The organism is Roseovarius ramblicola, assembly GCF_042430665.1.
Lineage (GTDB): Bacteria > Pseudomonadota > Alphaproteobacteria > Rhodobacterales > Rhodobacteraceae > Roseovarius > Roseovarius ramblicola.
In genome coordinates this window covers 75,422-91,188 of sequence record NZ_JBHMEC010000012.1, presented here as the reverse complement: position 1 = coordinate 91,188, position 15,767 = coordinate 75,422, and the positions used below count along the sequence as shown (strand labels likewise).

13 protein-coding genes are annotated in these 15,767 nt (G+C 67.7%); 6 read left to right on the top strand and 7 right to left on the bottom strand.

Going from position 1 to position 15,767, the window contains the following annotated elements:
• The first annotated feature begins 173 nt into the window (after positions 1–173).
• Together ACFFU4_RS08205 and ACFFU4_RS08200 are read left to right on the top strand one after the other, a co-directional pair.
• Entirely contained in the window at positions 174–569 is a 396-nt protein-coding gene (locus tag ACFFU4_RS08205; RefSeq protein WP_377068929.1) for a hypothetical protein, read from the top strand.
• Positions 566–2,713 (top strand): ATP-binding protein, encoded by a 2,148-nt coding sequence (locus ACFFU4_RS08200; RefSeq protein ID WP_377068927.1) that lies wholly within the window; start codon positions 566–568, stop codon positions 2,711–2,713. The genes ACFFU4_RS08205 and ACFFU4_RS08200 overlap by 4 nt, the downstream gene beginning before the upstream one ends.
• Before the next feature lie 6 nt (positions 2,714–2,719).
• Here the strand turns inward: ACFFU4_RS08200 and ACFFU4_RS08195 are convergent, their stop codons facing one another.
• A complete protein-coding gene (locus tag ACFFU4_RS08195; protein WP_377068925.1) occupies positions 2,720–4,399 on the bottom strand; it encodes an NAD+ synthase in 1,680 nt (559 codons plus the stop codon).
• 152 nt (positions 4,400–4,551) lie between these two features.
• Here ACFFU4_RS08195 and ACFFU4_RS08190 point away from each other — a divergent pair, with 152 nt between their 5' ends.
• Positions 4,552–5,988 (top strand): 2-isopropylmalate synthase, encoded by a 1,437-nt coding sequence (locus tag ACFFU4_RS08190; RefSeq protein ID WP_377068923.1) that lies wholly within the window; start codon positions 4,552–4,554, stop codon positions 5,986–5,988.
• Here ACFFU4_RS08190 and ACFFU4_RS08185 read toward each other — a convergent pair whose 3' ends face one another.
• Entirely contained in the window at positions 5,989–7,518 is a 1,530-nt protein-coding gene (locus ACFFU4_RS08185; protein ID WP_377068921.1) for a cryptochrome/photolyase family protein, read from the bottom strand. It lies immediately after the preceding gene.
• Complete coding sequence (locus ACFFU4_RS08180) at positions 7,512–8,177, bottom strand: SDR family NAD(P)-dependent oxidoreductase (RefSeq protein ID WP_377068919.1); 666 nt, start codon at positions 8,175–8,177, stop codon at positions 7,512–7,514. Before ACFFU4_RS08180 ends, ACFFU4_RS08185 begins: the two co-directional genes overlap by 7 nt.
• A gap of 279 nt (positions 8,178–8,456) precedes the next feature.
• Here ACFFU4_RS08180 and ACFFU4_RS08175 point away from each other — a divergent pair, with 279 nt between their 5' ends.
• The gene (locus ACFFU4_RS08175; protein WP_377068917.1) at positions 8,457–10,076 is read left to right on the top strand and encodes a 2-isopropylmalate synthase; all 1,620 of its coding nucleotides are present in this window, start codon (positions 8,457–8,459) and stop codon (positions 10,074–10,076) included.
• A gap of 51 nt (positions 10,077–10,127) precedes the next feature.
• On the opposite strand, the gene ACFFU4_RS08170 is transcribed toward ACFFU4_RS08175, so the two are convergent.
• Both ACFFU4_RS08170 and ACFFU4_RS08165 read right to left on the bottom strand, forming a co-directional pair.
• On the bottom strand, positions 10,128–10,616 hold the full coding sequence (locus ACFFU4_RS08170; RefSeq protein WP_377068915.1) for an anthrone oxygenase family protein: 489 nt from the start codon (positions 10,614–10,616) through the stop codon (positions 10,128–10,130).
• A 32-nt stretch (positions 10,617–10,648) separates the two neighbouring features.
• Positions 10,649–11,230 (bottom strand): NAD(P)H-dependent oxidoreductase, encoded by a 582-nt coding sequence (locus tag ACFFU4_RS08165; RefSeq protein ID WP_377068913.1) that lies wholly within the window; start codon positions 11,228–11,230, stop codon positions 10,649–10,651.
• Positions 11,231–11,297: 67 nt separating this feature from the next.
• On the opposite strand from ACFFU4_RS08165, the gene ACFFU4_RS08160 reads away from it, so the two are divergent.
• Positions 11,298–11,879: a TetR/AcrR family transcriptional regulator gene (locus tag ACFFU4_RS08160; RefSeq protein WP_377068911.1), complete on the top strand. Its 582-nt coding sequence runs from the start codon at positions 11,298–11,300 to the stop codon at positions 11,877–11,879.
• On the opposite strand, the gene ACFFU4_RS08155 is transcribed toward ACFFU4_RS08160, so the two are convergent.
• Entirely contained in the window at positions 11,842–12,777 is a 936-nt protein-coding gene (locus tag ACFFU4_RS08155) for a 1-(5-phosphoribosyl)-5-[(5-phosphoribosylamino)methylideneamino] imidazole-4-carboxamide isomerase (protein ID WP_377068909.1), read from the bottom strand. The two genes, ACFFU4_RS08160 and ACFFU4_RS08155, sit on opposite strands and share 38 nt — an antisense overlap.
• A 159-nt stretch (positions 12,778–12,936) precedes the next feature.
• Between ACFFU4_RS08155 and ACFFU4_RS08150 the strand changes: the two genes are divergently transcribed.
• A complete protein-coding gene (locus ACFFU4_RS08150) occupies positions 12,937–13,674 on the top strand; it encodes a Crp/Fnr family transcriptional regulator (protein WP_377068907.1) in 738 nt (245 codons plus the stop codon).
• A gap of 9 nt (positions 13,675–13,683) precedes the next feature.
• Here the strand turns inward: ACFFU4_RS08150 and ACFFU4_RS08145 are convergent, their stop codons facing one another.
• On the bottom strand, positions 13,684–15,567 hold the full coding sequence (locus tag ACFFU4_RS08145; RefSeq protein WP_377068905.1) for an acyl-CoA synthetase: 1,884 nt from the start codon (positions 15,565–15,567) through the stop codon (positions 13,684–13,686).
• Positions 15,568–15,767 lie beyond the last annotated feature (200 nt).

The window sequence follows — 15,767 nt, the reverse complement described above, 5'->3', positions numbered from 1 at the left end:
CCCTATTGCTGTCTCGCGATGCTGCACGGCCTGCCATGGCGCGGGCAAGTCACAAACAGGGGGGGTCCGGCCCCGCCTCGCGCAAAGGTGATTGCGAAAACGGCGGACGGAAAGGATTTGCTAACCCTGCGCACGCAAGCTGCGGGCGATTCAGCACAAAGGGCGATCCTCGCATGACACGCTCGGCACTCTGCGCGCTTGTGATTCTCGGCCTGCTCTGCGGGACCGGGGCCGGGGCGCAGTCCCTCAACGAGCTGCGCACGCGGCTTCAGGCAACGCTGCAGCGCAGCCTCGGCCGCTCGATGCTGGGCGGCGCGCTGCCCCATGTCGATCTGCGGACGGGCGATGTCACCCGCTACTACCCGACCGAAAATCACGAGATCATCCTCCAACTGGGCGAGGTTTACGTCATGTGCGCCACCCTCGTCACCGAGGACGGGCGCGAGGCGCCGGTCGATTATTACATCACCCAGGCCGACGGCCGCTTTGGCGTCATCCGGATGGAGATCGACAACCGTGCACCGCTGCAAGCGCTGAGGGACGCGGGCCGCGCGACGCGGCTGGAATGAGCGCGGCCGCCAGGACCGATACCGCCGATCCGCGCAGGCCGACGCTCGGGTTGTACCTGCGGCTCACCGCCGTGATGGTGCCCACCTTCCTCGTCTTTGCCGGGGCCGGGCTGTGGTGGTTGAGCGAGAAGACCCTGCTGCGCAGCGAGGAGGCGATGTCGATGCGCATCGGCAACGCCACCGCGCGCGTGGGCGGCGCGCTGGAACGGTTCAGCGACCAGCCGGGCGGCGACACTGACTGGCGCTCGCCCTACGTCGCCGACCTCATGCAGACATTGCTGGGCGACCCGGCGATCCGCTGCGTCGAGCTGCTCGATCCCGGCAGCGGGCGGCAGCTTGCCGTGGTGCCCCGGGGGCTGGGCTGCCAGGGGGCCGACGGCGCGCTCACCCTGCCCTACGAGGTCTATTCCTGGCCCATCACCGAACTGGTGACGCATTTCGACGAGCGCGAGATCGCCACCGTCAAGCGTTATCAACGCGATTTCCTGCTGCTGCTGCTGGCAGGCGGCATCCTCGTCGCCGCCATCGCCAACTGGGTGTCGTTCCGGGTGATCGTCGGGCGCCCCTTGCGCGCGCTCCTCTCGCGGCTGGACCGCGCCCGCGCCGAGGCGGTTGCCGCCAACGCCGCCAAATCCGATTTCCTCGCCCGGATGAGCCACGAGATCCGCACGCCCATGAACGGTATTCTCGGCATGACCGACCTGCTGTCGGAAACCCCGCTCTCGCCCGAGCAGGAAACCTATGTCACCACCGTGGTGCGCTCGGGCGACGCGCTGCTGACGATCATCAACGACATCCTCGATGTCTCCAGGATCGAGGCGGGCAAGCTCACCCTGGCGCAGGAGCCCTACCGCCTGTGCGAAATCGTCGAGGACGTGGCGCAACTGCTCGCGCCGCTGGCCGCGCGCAAGGGGATCGAGCTTTATGCCCATGTCGCCCCGGACCTGCCCGAGGTGATGATCGGCGATGCCGGGCGGCTGCGGCAGGTGCTCATCAACATCGCCGGCAACGCCGTCAAGTTCACGCTGGAGGGCCATGTCGCCCTCACCGTGGCGCGCGGGCAAGAGGGCAGGATATCGATCTGCGTCCGCGATACCGGCACCGGCATCCCCGAGGATCGGCAGGACCGGGTCTTCGAGGCATTCGAGCAGGCGGGCGGCGGCGGCGCGCATCCCGGCGGCACCGGTCTCGGCCTCGCGGTGAGCCGGCAGCTCGTGCACCTCATGGGCGGCGGCATCGCGCTCTCCTCGCGGCCCGGGGCCGGCTCGTGCTTTGCCATCACCCTGCCGCTGGTGCCCGGCGGCGACGCGGGCGGTGCCGGGCGGCGCGACACGCTCGCCGCGCCGGGGCACGCCGCACCGCTGGTCTGGCTGCTCGATCCATTGCCCGGGCGGCGCGCGGGCATCGCGGCGCTGCTCGCCCGCCACGGCGCGCGGGTGGCCTGCGGCACGGGGCCCGGCGACATCGCCGCCGATGCGCCCCCCGACCTCGTGGTCATGGACGACCACACCGAGGCCGCCGCCCCGGGCGCGGAAACCCCCTGTATCGTGATGTGCGGCGTGGCGCGCGCGGCCCCCTACGGCGGCACGGTCCTGCGCAAGCCGTTGCGCGAGCGGCTGTTTCTCGACACCGTCGCGCGCCTGCTGGGGGCCGGGGCAGCGCCGCGGCCCGCCGCGTGCGGCCGCGCCGCCAACGGTGGCACACCGGACGGCCCCGCCCCGTGGGCCGAGGGGCTGCGCGTGCTCGCCGTCGATGACAACGCCACCAACCGGCTCCTGCTCGAGCGGTACTTCGCACGCTCCGGCGCGGATCTGCGGCTCGCCGCCAGCGGGGCCGAGGCGGTCGCGCTCTACACCGAACGGCCCGCCGATCTGGTGCTGATGGATGTGCTGATGCCCGGCATGGACGGCTACCAGGCCACCGGCCGCATCCGCACCCACGAGGCCGCGCATGGCCTCGCGCCCGCCCATGTCGTCGCGGTGACGGCCAATATCCTCGACCAGCACCGCGAGGCGGCGCGAATGGCCGGGATGGACGCCTTTCTCGGCAAGCCGCTGCGCAAGGCCGACCTCGTCGCCCATGTCACGCGGTTGCGCGCGCGGGCCGGGGACGCCGCCCCCGGCATCGGCCACGCCGCCGAATGAGCCGCCTCAGCTCTCCTCCGCCCCCCCGCCGGGGCGGTCGCGCCAGCGGTTGACGATCGGGTAGCGGCGATCCAGCCAGAAGGCCCGATCCGACAGCCGTGTGCCCGGCGCCGCCTGGAAACGTTTGTATTCGCTGATGTAAAGCAGATGCTCGACCCGCCGCGCGTCGGCCGCATCATGGCCCGCCGCGACGCAATCGGCGATCGAGCCGTCCTGATCGACGAGGATATGCAGGATCGCATCGAGCACCGGGTAATCGGGCAGCGAATCGCTGTCCTTCTGATCGGCGCGCAGCTCGGCGCTGGGCGGCTTGTCGATCACCTGCTCCGGGATCACCCCGCCCTCCGGTCCCCGCATCCACGACCGGTGATGGGCGTTGCGCCAGCGGCAGATGTCAAAAACCCGCGTCTTGTAGAGGTCCTTGATCGGGTTGTAGCCGCCCGCCATGTCGCCGTAGATCGTGGCATAGCCCACCGCCACCTCGGACTTGTTGCCGGTGGTCAGAAGCATCTCGCCGAACTTGTTCGACAGCGCCATCAGCAAGAGGCCGCGCAGCCGCGACTGGATGTTCTCCTCGGTGATGTCCGGTGCCAGCCCCTCGAACAGCGGCGCGAGCGTGTCGGTGATCGCCGCGCGCCCCGCCGAGATCGGCACGGTATCATAGCGGCAGCCGAGGTTTTCGGCCACCGCCCGCGCATCCCCGAGCGACGCCTCCGACGTGTATTCCGAGGGCAGCATCACGCAGCGCACGTTCCCGGCACCCAGCGCATCGACGGCAATCGTGGCGACGATGGCGCTGTCCACCCCGCCCGACAGGCCCAGCAGCACCCGCCCGAACCCGGCCTTGCGCAGGTAGTCGCGCAGGGCCAGCACCATCGCGTTGTAATCCTGCTCCAGATCGTCGGGCAGATGCGCCAGCGCGCCGGGCACGGCGTGCCAGCCTGCCTCGCCGCGCTCGAAATCGACCTGCGCCACCGCCTCCTCGAACATCGGCAGTTGCAGCGCCAGCGCGCCGCCGGGGTTGAGCACGAACGAGCCGCCGTCGAACACCTGATCGTCCTGCCCGCCCACCATGTTGACATAGGCCAGCGGCAGCCCGGTCTCGACCACCCGCGCCACCATGTGGTTCTGCCGCAGCGCCATCTTCTCGCGGTAATGCGGCGAGCCGTTGGGCACCAGCAGCATCTCGGCCCCGGTCTCGGCCAGCGTCTCGGCCACGTCGGGGTGCCAGCCATCCTCGCAGACCGGCGAGCCGATGCGCACCCCGCCCACCGAATAGGGCCCGTTGACCTGCCCGCTCGCGAACAGGCGCTGTTCGTCGAACACGGTCTCGTTGGGCAGGTGATGCTTGAGCACGCGCGCGGTGATCCGCCCGCCCTGCAACACGTAATAGGCGTTGTAGAGCCCCACGCCGTCGAGCGCCGGGCCGCCGATCGCCAGCGCCGGGCCGTCGGCGCAGTCCCGCGCCAGCGCCCCGATGGCGGCGATCGCGGCCTGGTGAAAGGCGGGCTTCATCACCAGATCCTGCGGGTTGTAGCCGGTGATGAACATCTCCGGCAGCGCCACGAGATCGGCCCCCGCCGCGCGCCCCTCGTCCCATGCCGCGCGCGCACGGGCCGCGTTTCCCGGCAGGTCGCCCACCGTCGGGTTGAGCTGTGCCAGCGTCAGGCGAAACCTCTCGGCCATGCGCGTCCCCTCGCAACTGTTGACCCCGATCTAGCAGATCGCGGCGCGAGGAAAAGCCGATTTGGCCGAATCCCGTTGTCACGCGCCAGCGGCTCCTCTAGATTTGCCGGGCCTGCCGCCATGTCTGGCGGGCGAGAGGCATCGGGGCAGAGATGACACGCAATGTGACGCGAACGACGATCCTGACCGCCGCGCTGGTCGCGGGCCAGGCGGGGCTTGCGCAGGACGCCGAGGTGCGGACCAAGCAATACGACGATGGCGGCATCTACGAGGGGACGTTCAAGGACGGGCTGCAACACGGCACCGGCACCTACACCCTGCCCAACGGCTATGAATATTCCGGCGAATGGGTCGAGGGCGAGATCCGCGGCGAGGGCGTGGCACGCTTTCCCAACGGCTCGGTCTACGAGGGCGAGTTCGCCCGCGGCAAGCCGCACGGCCTCGGCAAGATCGTTTTCGCCGATGGCGGCACCTACGAGGGCGAGTGGGAAGAGGGCGAGATCACCGGCCAGGGCGTCGCGGTCTACGCCAACGGCGTGCGCTACGAGGGCGGCTTTCTCGACGCCATGCACCACGGCACCGGCCGCATGGAGAGCCCGGGCGGCTACCGCTACGCGGGCGACTGGGTGCGCGGCGTCAAGGAGGGCCGCGCCACCATCACCTATCCCGACGGCGCGGTCTACGAGGGCGAGGTAACGCGCGGCGCGCGCGAGGGCGAGGGCAAGCTCACCATGCCCGACGGGCTGATCTACGAGGGCACCTGGAAGGACGGCCAGATCGACGGTGCCGGCAAGCTCATCCAGCCCAACGGCGATGTCTACGAGGGCGATGTCGTGGCCGGTCAGCGCGAGGGCCAGGGTCGCGTTACCTACGCCAACGGCGATGTCTACGAAGGCGCGTTCAGGAACGACCTGCGCCATGGCCAGGGCGTGTTCACCGGCACCGACGGCTACCGCTACGAGGGCGAGTGGCAGAACGGCAAGATTTCCGGCCAGGGCCGCGTGACCTATCCCGACGGATCGGTCTACGAGGGCCAGTTCCGCGACGATCTGGCCAACGGGCAGGGCAAGATCACCTATCCCGACGGCTCAACCTACGAAGGCGAGTGGGTCGGCGGCGTGATCGAGGGCACGGGCCGCGCCACCTATCCCAGCGGACTGGTCTATGAGGGCGGGTTCAAGGACGCGCGCAATCACGGCCATGGCGTGATGACCTACCCTGACGGCTATCGCTACGAGGGCGAATGGCGGGACGGCCAGCGTCACGGGCAGGGCACCGCCACCTATCCCGACGGCACCGTCTACGAGGGTGAATTCGTCGATGGCCAGCGCCACGGCCAGGGCCGGATCACCATCCCCGACAACCCCGACACGCCCGAGAACGACCGCTTCGTCTACGAGGGCGAGTGGCGCGAGGGCGAGATTTCGGGCCGCGGCGTGGCGACCTATGCCAATGGCGATGTCTACGAGGGCATGTTTCTCGCGGGCAAGCGGCAGGGCGAGGGCAGGATGCGCTATGCCGGCGGCGAGGAGGCAAGCGGCACCTGGGAGGACGGCGTGCTTGCCGACAACGTCACCCGCACGGAGTGATCAGACCGCCTCGGCCGCGTCGAGCCGCGACAGAACCGCCGCCGCACCCGCGCGCACGGCCTCGCGACGGTCGGCATCCATCCTGTCCCATGTGCGATAAACGGGGCCCATCCGCGGGTTGCGCCCGAACCGGTCGCGGTGACGAATGAGGAAATCCCAGTAAAGCAGGTTGAACGGGCAGGCGTTTTCGCCGGTCCTGTCCTTGACCGAATAGGCGCAGGACCCGCAGTAATCCGACATCTTCGCGATGTAATTGCCTGATGAAACATAGGGTTTCGACGCCACGATACCGCCGTCGGCGACCTGGCTCATGCCGATCACGTTGGGGGCCTCGACCCATTCGAACGCATCGGCATAGACGGCGAGATACCAGTCGTGCACCGCGCCCGGGTCAATCCCCGCGAGAAGCGCGAAATTGCCCGTCACCATCAACCGCTGGATATGATGGGCGTACGCCTCTTCCCTCGTTTGCTCAACGGCTTGGGCGACACAGTTCATGTGCGTGGCGCCGCCCCAATACATCGCCGGCAGCGCACGGTCGTGGCCCAGTGCGTTGCGCCGGACATACTCCGGCCCCTCGCGGAAATAGATCCCGCGCATGTATTCGCGCCAGCCGATGACCTGCCGGACATAACCCTCGGCGGCGTTGAGCGGCACGCGCCCGGCTTTACATTCTTCAACTACACGGGTGCAGATTTCCACAGGATCAAGCAATCCGATATTCAAATATGGCGACAGCACCGAGTGATGCAGGAACCGGTCGCCCGCCAGCATCGCATCCTGATAATCGCCGAACCCAGCCAGCAACGCCGTTGCGAAATGGTCCAGCGCGCGCCGCGCGTCGGCCCGCGTCACCGCGAACCGGAACGGGCGCAGATCGCCGAAGTGATCGCCGAACCGGTCCTCGACAAGGGTGAGCACCTCCTCGGTGATCGCGTCCGGCTCAAACCGCATCGGTCGCGCGCGCAGGATGTCGTCCCGCGCGGGCTTGCGGTTGTCGTGGTCGTAGTTCCACTTGCCGCCCGCAGGTTTGCCATCCTCCATGAGAAACCCGGTCTTGCGCCGCATCTCGCGATAGAAATACTCCATCCGCAATTCCTTGCGGCCCTCGGCCCATCGGTCGAATTCCTCCGGCGAGCAGATGAACCGGTCGTCGGGCAGTTGGCTGACGGTCAGCGGCGCGTCCTCGAGCGCCTCGATCAGCCGCCATTCGCCGGGCTGCGTGGCGATCACCTCCGCCGTGCCATGCGCCTGCCCCCGGCGCATCAGCTCGCCGACGATCGAGCGGCTCGCATCCGGGTCGTCAAGCCGCGTATAGGCCACCCGCCAGCCGTCGGCGCGCAGTTCTTCGGCGAAATGGCGCATGGCCGACAGCACGAGCGCGATCTTTTTCGGGTGGTGGGGCACGTAGGTCCCCTCCTCCATCACCTCGGCCATCACCACGACATCGCGGGCCTTGTCAGCCGCCTTCAGCGCCGACAGGTCATGGCTCAATTGATCGCCAAGCACGAGGACGAGACGGCTCACCACGGCACCCGTCTGCCTTGCCAGTCGAAGAATTGCCCGCTCTCGGCAGGTGCCAGGTCATCGATCACGGCGAGCAGGTTCTGCGCCGCCTCTTGCGGCGTCACCGAGCGGTGGCGCCCGAGATATTTCTCGGTGAACGCCGTGGCCACGGTGCCGGGATGCAGCGCCACGCAGATCGCCTCGCGGTGGCTGCGCGACAACTCGATCGCGCCGGTATGGATCATCTGGTTGAGCGCCGCCTTGGCCGTGCGGTAGCTGTACCAGCCGCCGAAGCCGTTATCGCCGATCGACCCCACCCGCGCCGACAGCGCGGCAAACACGCAGCGCCGGTCGCGCGGCAGGAGGCGCACGGCATGCTTGAGCACCAGCGACGGGCCGATGCAATTGAGCGCGAACTGATCCGTCATCGCCTGCGCCGTCACCTGCCTGAGCGCCTTTTCGGGCCGCGCGCCGCCGATTTCCAGTGCCCCCGTGGCCACGAGGATCAGGTCGTAGGGCCCGTCGAGCCGCGCCAATGCCGCCCGCACGCTGTCCTCGTCGGTGACGTCGAGCCGGTCGCCGCTGCGCGACAGCCCCGTGACCGCCACGCCCCGCACGGCGAGCGCCTGTGACAGGGCCGAGCCGATGCCGCCCGACGCGCCGATGATCAATGCCGTGTCCATGCCTTCAGAATTAGCCGCGCGCGTCCCCGCTTCAAGCGACAAGCCCGCCCAAATTCGCGCTTTTCAAGCGCGGCGGGCGCTCTTATAGTGGCCGCCATGATGACGCAGGCCCATATCGCCACGCCGCAGTGCGCCCCCGCGCGCGGCACAGGTCTGCGCGCGCTTTCCGGCCTTCTCCTGCTTAGCCGCCTCTGAGCGTGCCCCGCGGCGCGAGCGCTCAGAGGATGTGCACCCCCGCGCCGACAGGCCCACAATCATCATAGACAAAAGAGACCCGAGATGACGGATACACACAAGGATCGTGTTTCGCCGGAGGCGAACAAGGACAGGGTTTCGCCGGAGGCGAACAAGGACAGAGTGGTGATTTTCGACACCACACTGCGCGACGGCGAGCAGAGCCCCGGCGCGACCATGACCCATGCCGAAAAGCTCGAGATCGCCGGACTGCTCGACGAGATGGGCGTCGATATCATCGAGGCGGGCTTTCCCGTCGCCTCGGAGGGCGATTTCCGCGCCGTGAGCGAGATCGCGCAGCAATCGAAGACCGCGACCATCTGCGGCCTCGCCCGCGCCAACCTCAAGGATATCGACCGCTGCTGGGACGCGGTGAAACACGCGCGCAGCCCGCGCATCCATACCTTCATCGGCACCTCGCCGCTGCACCGCGCGATCCCCAACCTGGACATGGACCAGATGGCCGAGCGGATTCACGAGACGGTGACCCATGCGCGCAACCTCTGCGACAACGTGCAATGGTCGCCGATGGATGCCACGCGGACCGAGTGGGACTATCTCAAGCGCGTCGTGGAGATCGCGATCAAGGCGGGGGCCACCACCATCAACATCCCCGACACCGTGGGCTATACCGCCCCGGTCGAGAGCACGGACCTCATCCGCCGCCTGATCGCGGAGGTGCCGGGTGCCGACGAGGTGGTGTTCGCCACCCATTGCCACAACGATCTCGGGATGGCCACGGCCAACGCGCTGGCCGCCGTGGCGGGCGGCGCGCGGCAGATCGAGTGCACGATCAACGGCCTGGGCGAACGCGCCGGCAATACCGCGCTGGAAGAGGTGGTGATGGCACTGCGCGTGCGCGGCGACATCATGCCCTATGACACAGGCATCGACACCCGCAAGATCATGCACATCTCGCGCCGCGTCGCCGCCGTCTCGGGCTTTTCGGTGCAGCCCAACAAGGCCATCGTCGGCAAGAACGCCTTCGCCCACGAATCGGGCATCCACCAGGACGGGATGCTCAAGAACGCCGAGACGTTCGAGATCATGCGCCCCGAGGATGTGGGCCTCGCCGCCACCAACATCGTCATGGGCAAGCATTCGGGCCGCGCGGCGCTGCGCGCCAAGCTGCACGATCTGGGCTATGACCTCGCCGACAACCAGTTGGGCGACATTTTCGTGCGGTTCAAGGAACTGGCCGACCGCAAGAAGGAGGTCTATGATGAGGACCTGATCGCGCTGGTGAACGCCGGGCTCGACGACGAGAGCGACCGCCTTCAGATCAAGCACCTGCAGGTGATCTGCGGCACCGACGGGCCGCAGAAGGCGACGCTCACCATGGTGATCGACGGGCGCGAGGTCTCGACCGAGGCCACCGGCGACGGGCCGGTGGACGCCACGTTCAACGCGGTCAAGGCGCTGTTTCCGCATGACGCGCGGCTGCAACTCTACCAGGTGGCCGCCGTGACCGAGGGCACCGACGCGCAGGCCACCGTGAGCGTGCGGATGGAGGAAGAGGGCCGCATCGTCACCGGCCAGTCGGCGGATACCGACACGGTCGTGGCCTCGGCCAAGGCCTATGTCCACGCGCTCAACCGGCTGCTGGTGCGGCGCGAGAAAACCGGCGGCGACACCCCCGAGGTGAGCTACAAGGACGTATCCTGATCCGGGCGCGTCGCGCCCTCCCCCGCACCATGTCGGGGGAGGGCGCACCGTTCAGGTCAACAGCGCGGTACCCACCATGAAGGCACCCGCAGCGAGGCCCGAAGCCAGCGTGCGCAGGTGATTGAACCGTGTCCACCGCCGCGCGTATTGCCGCCAGTAGACCAGCGTTTCCGGCGCGTCGGTCGCCATCGCATCCAGCCGCTTGTTCATCGGTACGTTGCCCAGCATTGTCACCAGCACGGTACCGATCACGTAGAGCGCAGCCCCCGCGATGAACCACGGTGCCGCGCTCCCCTCGGCCCGCATGACCGCGTAGAGCCCGAGCGCCACCGCCACCGGGGCCAGCCCCAGCAGCGCCACGAGGAAGGCAGAGCCATAGACCTCGCGATTGATCGCCTGCATCGCTTCGACCCCGGCCAGCCCCCGCGCCAACCCGAGCGCGCGCATCACGAAATCGGAAAAGGCGAGGAAGACACCGGCCACGAGCGCCATGCCGAGCGCGGTGCCGCCAAAGACGATCAGTTCCATGAGATTTGTCATTTTTTCTTGTCTCCTGTTCAGAAAATCGGCGCTCAGGCCGCGCTATGGCCCATCTCGCGCGCGCGTTCGATCCAGCGGGCGCGCTTGGCCGCGTCCGACAGCTTGACCGAGCCGAACTGCACCACCTTGCGCGGCTTGACCCCGCAGAACTTGAGCACCTGATTGCGGATCACCCGGCGCGGCGGCTTCAGATAGAGCAGCGTGTCGATCAGCGTCGGCGTGTCCGAGGTGAGAATCGCATCCGCCGTGCGGCCCGTCAGCAACTTGTCCCAGCCCATGCCGCGCTTGTGATACTTGAATCCGAAGCCGGAGGTGAGCGCGCGGTCGAGCACCGCCTTGGCCCGCGCCGGCATCGCCCCCCACCAGTAGGGATGCACGATCAGCAGGTGATCGGCCCAGGCGATGTTCTCCTGCCATGCCAGCAAGTCGGGCTCCAGCGCGGGGGCCGGGCTGCCATAGCCCTCGAAATACGCATCGAAGCGCATGGCGTGCAGGTCCATCCGCCGGATCTCGGCCCCGCCCTCCCTGGCCCCCGCCTGATAGGCGTCGGCCAGGGCCGAGCAAAGGGACGAGGCGGCGGGATGGGCCGACCAGATGAATATTTTACGGGCCATGATGATTTCTCCATTGACTTTACACAGTGTCTATTTACACGCTGTCAATTAAGGAGAGATTTACACCATGTCAAGTGACAATCCGACAACCCGCACACGAATCCTGCAAGCCACGCGCGACCTGCTCGATTCCAACCCGGGCACCGCCGCGCGGATGTCCGATATCGCAAAAAGGGCGGGCGTCAGCCGGCAGGCGCTCTACCTGCATTTTCCGAACAGAACTGAGCTGTTCATCGCCGCGACCAGGCATCAGGACGCGGTGCACGGACTGAACGCGGCACTGGATGTCGGGATTTGCAGCGGCAGCGGCGCGGATCGGCTCTCGGCCCTCGTGGCGGCCTGGGGCGGCTATATCCCGCACATCTTCGGCATGGCCAAGACGCTGATGGTTCTCAAGGAAACCGACGAAGAGGCCGCCCGCGCCTGGAACGAGCGAATGGCCGATTTCCGCGACGCCTGCGCCGCCGTGGTGGCGGCGCTGGCGCGCGACGGGGATCTCGTCATGGACGAGACCGAGGCGACCGACCTCTTGTGGACGCTGCTGTCGATCCCGACATGGGAGCACCTCACGCGCCTCTGCGGCTGGCCGCAGGCGCGCTACCTCGACGAGATCACGCGCCTTTCGCGTCAGGCGTTGACCGAGGCGTGACCGGCCGTGCCGCGCCGTGTTCATGCCGGGCGGGGGCGGGCCTTTGGGCGGCGGGCGCGTGAGTCGCCGCGCGCACGATCTCCGCGGTCGCAACGGCAGGCCGCGACGTCTCCTGCTCCTCCGGCAGGTCGAAGTCAGACGGGGGGTGACGCCACCACGCCTCTGCCGGATCGACCTCCCAGACAAGGCGCAGTGCCTCGGACAGCGAGAACCGCCCGTGATGCAGCGCGCGCCCGATCACCGCGCCGGAAATGGTCTCGAGATATTTCAGCGTGGCGAGATGGTCGAGCGTCTTGACCACGCCGCTCACGATCACCGGCGTCGTCAGATGCCGCGCCATCCCGGTCACGAGCGCAAAGCTCGCATCGGGCAGGTCGATGTCGTAATCTATATCGGTGACGATGATCCCGCCAAGGTCGAGCCGGTCGAAGCGGCAAGCGAAATCGAGCGGCGTCATCGCGGTGGGGCGGGTCCAGCCGTTGACCATCACCCGGCCCTGCCACACATCCACCGCCAGCAGGATGCGGAACGGATAACGTTCGCAGGCCTTGCGCACCATGCCGGGCCCGAGGCAGGCAGCCGAGCCGATCACCACGCAATCCGCGCCGCGATCCATCCACCAATCAACCTGATCGAGCTTGCGGATGCCGCCACCCACCTGCACCGGCACCGGCACGGCATTGATGAGCGACACGATGAGATCGCTGTTGAACGCGCCGCGTCCGCGCCCGCGCACCGCGTCGAGATCGACCACGTTGAGCCATTCCGCCCCCTGTTCCACAAATTCCAGCGCCTTGGCGACCGGATCGTGGGCATAGATTTCGGGCTGCGTCATCTGGCCCTTGCGCAGGGTCACGCAGCGCCCGTTCTGAATGCCGATATCGGGATAGATGATCATTGGCGGTTCCTCCCCTTGTCCTGTCGGATGATGCGGCGCGATGACGCCCGTGCAGGAGCCAACGCTAGCGGCGCGGGGCGGCGCGCACATTTACCTATGATGTATCGGCGCAAAAACATTTCACTTGTCACGGGCATGTGAAAGCGCCTTGATAAGGTGATGAAAAGCATCACCGACTGCACCGCCTGCCCGTTGCGAAAGAGCGAGGTCTTCCGCAGTCTCGACGCGCGCGAGCTTGGTTTCGTCGCCTCCATGAAGAGCGGCGAAATGCGGGTCGCGCCGCGCACCCGCGTGCTCGACGAAGGGGTGAACAGCCCGCATGTCTTTACAGTGCTGTCGGGCTGGGGCCTGCGCGAGAAGAGCCTGGCCGACGGGCGGCGGCAAATCCTGAATTTCGTCCTGCCGGGCGATCTGGTGGGTCTTCAGGCGGCGATGTTCGACGCGATGGATCACTCGGTCGAGGCGCTGACCGACATGACGCTCTGCGTGTTCCCGCGCCGTGAGATTCAGCGGCTGTTCCACGATCGGCCCAGCCTCGGCTTTACCGTGGTCTGGCATGCGGCGCGCAACGAGCGGCTGCTCGACGCGACGCTGATGAGCGTCGGGCGCTGCACGGCGCGCGAGCGGATCGCGCGCGCCCTGCTCACGATCTATGGCAAGGCGCGCCGCATCGGGCTTTCGGAGGCCGACGGCACGCTCAGCGCGCCGATCACGCAGCAGCACCTCGCCGACGCGCTCGGCCTGTCGCTGGTGCATACCAACCGCACGCTCAAGGGCATGGTGGCGGACGGTCTCCTGAAATGGCGCGCCAGTCGCCTTCAGCTTTGCGACGAGGACCGAATGCGCGATATCGCGCAGATGGAGGCGACCGCGCCCACCGCCCTGCCGCTCATCTGAGCGCCGCGTTCACTCCGCCCAGTCCCAGGGCCGAACGAACTGGCCGAGGACGTGGCCGATGGCCTCTTCATCCGCGTCGCCGGTGCGGCTGACCTGTGCGACCAGACCGCGTTTCTTGTCATCCACCACCGAGGTCACCTGGGCGGCAATGCCCGCCTCTTCCAGCGCCGCGTTATAGACGCGGGTGATCGCGCGCTTGCGCAGGTCCGGCTTGAACACCTTGCCGACGGCGGTCTTGGGCAATTCGTCCAGCACCTCGACATGTTTGGGGATGGCCGCGCGCTCGTGGACATGGACCTTGCAATAGTCGCGCAGCTCCTCGCCCGTGGCGGTGCCGCCCTCGACCAGTTCGACATAGGCGCAGGGCATCTCGCCGGCATGGGCGTCGGGCTGCCCGATCGCACCAGCGACCGCCACGTCGTGATGCGCCGTCAGCGCCTCCTCGATATCGGCGGGGTCGATATTGTGGCCGCCGCGGATGATGAGGTCCTTGGCGCGGCCCGTGATCCACAGGTAGCCGTCGGGATCGAGCCGCCCCAGATCGCCGGTGCGCAGATATTTGCCGTGGTGATAGAGCTTGGCGTTCTTGGCGACCTCGGTATAGGTGTTGCCGGGATAGATGCCGGGGTTGGAGACGCAAATCTCGCCCACCTCGTCCACCTCGCAATCGACGGGGCCATCCGGGGTCTCCCTGATGATCCGCACATCGGTATAGGGAAACGGCACCCCGACCGAGCCCACCTTCTTCGCGCCGCCCGGCGGGTTGGTCGAGACCAGACAGGTCGCCTCGGTCAGGCCGTAGGCCTCGATAATGGTCATCCCCGTCGCGGCCTCGAACCTGTTGAACAGCTCCAGCGGCATCGGGGCCGACCCGGAAATCGCATTCCTGACGGTGGAAATATCGGCATCCACCTTGCGTTGCATCAGCACGGCGGCGGCGGTCGGCACGGTGACGACAAAGGTGGTCCTGTAGCGTTCGCACAGCTTCCAGAAATTGTCGAACACCCCCTCGCCGCGATATCCGGCGGGCGTCGGGAACACCACATGCGCGCCGGACTTGATCATCGACATCAGCACCGCCTGACACGCCATCACATGAAACAGGGGCAGCGGGCACATCACGCTGTCGGTTTCGCCGAACAGGACGGTATCGCCCAGCCAGCCGTTATAGATCATGCCGGAATACTTGTGCTGCGCCACCTTGGGCATACCCGTGGTGCCGCCGGTGTGAAAATACGCCGCCACCCGGTCGCCCTTGCTGTCGGGAAAGGTCAGGCTCGGGGACTGCTTCGCCAGCGCCTTGTGGAAATCCATCAGGTCGGCATGGTGGCCGGTCGGCGTCCCGGGCCGCACCAGCGGCACGATCCAGCTTTTCGGCGGGGTCAGGTAGCGGTTGAGGTCGATCTCGAAAACCGTGTGCACATCGGGCGCGTGGCGCACCGCCTCGGCGGTCTTCTGCGCAATGTCGGTCTTGGGGAAGGACCTGAGCGTCACCACCACCCTGGCCCCGGTCTCGCGCAGGATGGCGGCGATCTGTTCGGGCTCCAGCAGCGGGTTGATCGGGTTGACGATTCCGGCGATCGCGCCGCCGATGGTGGCCACCGCCGTCTCGATGCAGTTGGGCAGCACCAGTGCCACCACGTCCTCTTCGCCGATCTTGAGGTCGCGGAACAGGTTGGCCGCCCGGCAGCACTGTTCGTGGAACTGCCGCCATGTCAGCGTCACCGCCTTGTCGGCGGGCCCGGACAGGAGCTGATAGCTCAGCGCCGGGCGATCGGGAAAGGCCCGTGCCGTGGCACCCAGCATCTCGTGCAGCGTGGTCGGCACGTCGCGCGCCTCCCAGGGCATCTCTTCCTGAATCGCGAGCGTGTCCTGCCGCGAGCTGAGCGTCATGGCGGTCTCCTCCGTGTTCCCGCACCTCGGGCGGCGCGGCTCTCTCCGGAGCACAGGATGTGCGGGAATGCGGCGCGGCGCAAGTTTTACGCGGCGTTTCCGCGCGCCGTCATTCCCGCGCGCTCCGTCATCCCCGGGCGTGACCCGGGGATCTCTCGGTGCATGGTCATCCCCGGGTCGGCCGGGGGATCTCGTGCAGG